At 53.3% G+C, this 2,900-nt stretch carries 3 protein-coding genes and 1 pseudogene; 3 read left to right on the plus strand and 1 reads right to left on the minus strand.

Annotated elements, in window-relative coordinates; genetic code table 11:
- Positions 1-381 precede the first annotated feature (381 nt).
- A complete protein-coding gene (locus BLX41_RS16610) occupies positions 382-651 on the minus strand; it encodes a hypothetical protein (RefSeq protein WP_123725773.1) in 270 nt (89 codons plus the stop codon).
- Positions 652-1,182: 531 nt separating this feature from the next.
- On the opposite strand from BLX41_RS16610, the gene BLX41_RS16615 reads away from it, so the two are divergent.
- The 3 genes and pseudogenes from BLX41_RS16615 to BLX41_RS35525 form a co-directional block, all read left to right on the plus strand.
- On the plus strand, positions 1,183-1,368 hold the full coding sequence (locus tag BLX41_RS16615) for a hypothetical protein (RefSeq protein WP_123725774.1): 186 nt from the start codon (positions 1,183-1,185) through the stop codon (positions 1,366-1,368).
- 464 nt (positions 1,369-1,832) lie between these two features.
- Positions 1,833-2,297 (plus strand): hypothetical protein, encoded by a 465-nt coding sequence (locus tag BLX41_RS16620; RefSeq protein WP_372852653.1) that lies wholly within the window; start codon positions 1,833-1,835, stop codon positions 2,295-2,297.
- Positions 2,298-2,696: 399 nt separating this feature from the next.
- Positions 2,697-2,900 (plus strand): annotated as a pseudogene (locus tag BLX41_RS35525) (bacteriocin); the annotation flags it as partial.

Here is a 2,900-nt window from a genome sequence, read left to right on the forward strand (position 1 = left end):
TGGCGTTTGAAAAATGGCCTCTGGGGCCAATAGGGGGCTGGCGGGTGTTTTTCAGTAGCGTTGAATGGATAGCGTCTGTTTAAAAAGTTGGCCCTTTGCGCAGTGGATGGACTGCAGCTATCTCGGCGAAATGACCGAGGCCGAATTCGACGAGCGTTGAGCGTCGGCAACATGCGCATGCAAAGGTATCTTGTTGCCGAAGTCCCAGTTTGAATACGCAACAAGGCTCGCCTATAAACACCAAGCAATTATCTGCTGGCGAGGGCTATTGTTGCGTAAGCAGTATGAGGGAATCTGTATCTTCGAAGTCGCATGTGGCTGGACTAACAGGCTCTGGTGCGTACTGATTACGTATGTCACGCACCAGGCTCGTCTGAATGGTTACCACTGGCCGCTTATGAGACAGCCGACGATTTCCCAGCCGCTGTATTCCCACCAGGAATATCGATCATCGGAGCAACTACTGGCCATGCTGGCCATCTGGGTTTCGCCAGCTGTCTGATGGGTTACGAAAGGAGTGTCAACAGAGGCTGTCACCTGATTGGCGGTCTGGGGAGCCTTGATGGGGGTCGGATGCACGGAGGCATTCGCGGCAGTTGCGGTGAAAGCGAGCGTTGCGGATACGGCCAGAGCAGCTATGGACTTTTTCATGTTCGAATCCTTTCAGTTATCTGACATGCGGCTTTTACATTAGCCTGACCTGCCTTTATCAGTAATCCGAACAGATCGGGCACTCGCGCGGTGTGACGCCATGAAAGCCTACCACCGCGCTGCCTCCCGTACAGTCGCTCAACAGCACTATTGACAAGCTGGTGAAAATATGGATTTTCATGTGGGTAGCTGCCCAAGAGTTCGAATTTGACGAGCCTGTTGCTAATGGCCTCCCTGAAAATGTCTCCATTTCTAGGCTGGTACACCGCCACCCCATGAAGCAATTGGACGCAAAGCCCCTGCTAATTTCTAAATGGGCGTGCTGCCATATCAAGCGGCCGTCGGGTTCATGAGTCCGGAAATTTGCTCTGGATCATTTTTTTCTCTGGTCTCTTGCCGCTCGTCGGTGCTTGCCTGGTTTGGACAGCAGGTCTACAAATGACTGGCTAGTCTGAAACGCCGTGATGGTCAGTATTTTCCAGGCAATCAGGAGCTTGCCGGTACTGATCGGTTGTTGGAGGGAGCTGGGATATGAGAAGTCTTGCCTATATCGAAGACAACGGGGATGAGTTCCCAATCAACAACTTGGTGCGTTGCGGTCAGGCCGCATTTGAAGTTGAAGAGCAATCCCGGGTCAGTAGCAGGAAAAAAACTGCAACGCTGCCGGTAGCCAGTAATACGATGTTCTTTCCCAAGGCAATGCCCAAGAGAAAGTAATATTAAGTTCTGAGTGCCCCGTTTGATGCGGGGCTTTTTATTGTCCGCAAAACGTTAAATCCGGATGTCTATCAGGATTGAAGTTGTAATCCGAGGATATGGTTAATTTGAGAAAAATCCTGATATGGCCAACAGCCCTGTTGGCGATAGAGTTTCCTGTTTGCGCCGGACGATGCTCTGCGAGGGGGCTTGGGTTGTCCTGCTAGAGGTGAGGGCCGGTCACAAAGTATCCAGGTCCATTTGCGGTGGTTGGTTGGGTCATAACTTTCTGCATATTGTTTGCGTATTAATTTTTTTCCAAATCTTGGGTAGCCGTATTAATTGTTTTTCGCCAGTGAGATGGGTTAAGTAAAGAGGCATCCTTTGTAGTTTTAGGAATTTTCTTATCTCAATTGGCTATAACTGGCGATATGTTCTTTATCCCGATTCAAACGGGGCTGCGCATCCAGCGATGATGCCTTTATATGAAAAGCGATAAGGAAATAAACGTGAAAGCTATTTTCAAACTCCTCGCACTGTCCACTCTCGTAGCCGCGGCCACTGGTTGCACCAGCTACAACATCAGCCAGCCATCGTCGCCTATCGATAGCCAGGTCAAGGCTGACCTGAAGGCGGATGTAGCAGTGGGCGAGGCAATTTCGGGCCAGTCGTCGGTGAACATCCTCTTTGGTTTCCTGCAGTTTGGTGGCGATAACCAGTTTGCTGATGGTGTGACCTACGGCGGCGATACCGGCGGCGGTCTGGGTGGTCTGGGCCTGGATCCAGTGAGTGCGGTCAAGTCGGCTGCTGCGTTCAAGGCGGTCAAGTCTTCCGGCGCCGACCTGATCGTGGCCCCACGCTATGAAGTCAGCGAAGAAAACTACTTCGTCTTCAAGAAAGTCTCGGTCACCGTCAAAGGCAACAAGGGCAGCATTCGCAGCATCCGCTGAGATCAATGTTGCCAGTGAGCGTCCAGGCCGCTATCGAGCCGGTGGCGGGAGCCGCCAACCAAGGGGCTGACCTGCATTGATCGGCTTCGAGCATCTTCAGAAGGTGAACTGAAGATGTTGGCAGGATGAGAAATTGTGTGATCCGCGTCTGTTGCTCCCAGTCGCGGGTACTTTTCACAGAATCTTCACATCTGCCTGAGTACGCTCAGACCATCCGTTAAAAGCAATACCCCTAGCCCGTTCCCCAGCGGGCTTTTTTTTGCGCGACGATAAAACTCTTTTAGAATCCGCTGTCCAAGCCACCGGAGAGCAACCGGGTGTTGCCGTGACGCTCCGTAGCGGGTGGCGCGGCGCTGGGCTTTTGTGTCAGTTCGACAGTCTTTTTTTGAGGTTCAAGTCATGCGTTCAACTCTACCTGCCCTGGTTGTGGGACTTCTGCTGGCTCAAGGCGCGATGGCCGGCGATGGTACTGCCGCCATTGGTGGCGGTCTTGGCGGTGCGCTGGGCAACGTGGTCGGGCAGCAGCTCGGCGGCAGCACCGGGGCGGCCATTGGTGCGGGTGTGGCCGGGGCTGCCGGTAGTGCGGCGGGCGCGCGCAAGGGC

This window comes from Pseudomonas protegens (genome assembly GCF_003732485.1).
GTDB classification, from domain to species: domain Bacteria; phylum Pseudomonadota; class Gammaproteobacteria; order Pseudomonadales; family Pseudomonadaceae; genus Aquipseudomonas; species Aquipseudomonas protegens_B.

Excerpts from the sequence above, each read along its gene's own strand:
- BLX41_RS16620 (WP_372852653.1), top strand. The coding sequence starts at position 1,833 with ATGAAAAGCGATAAGGAAATAAACGTGAAAGCTATTTTCAAACTCCTC.
- BLX41_RS16610 (WP_123725773.1), bottom strand. The coding sequence starts at position 651 with ATGAAAAAGTCCATAGCTGCTCTGGCCGTATCCGCAACGCTCGCTTTC.
- BLX41_RS16615 (WP_123725774.1), top strand. The coding sequence starts at position 1,183 with ATGAGAAGTCTTGCCTATATCGAAGACAACGGGGATGAGTTCCCAATC.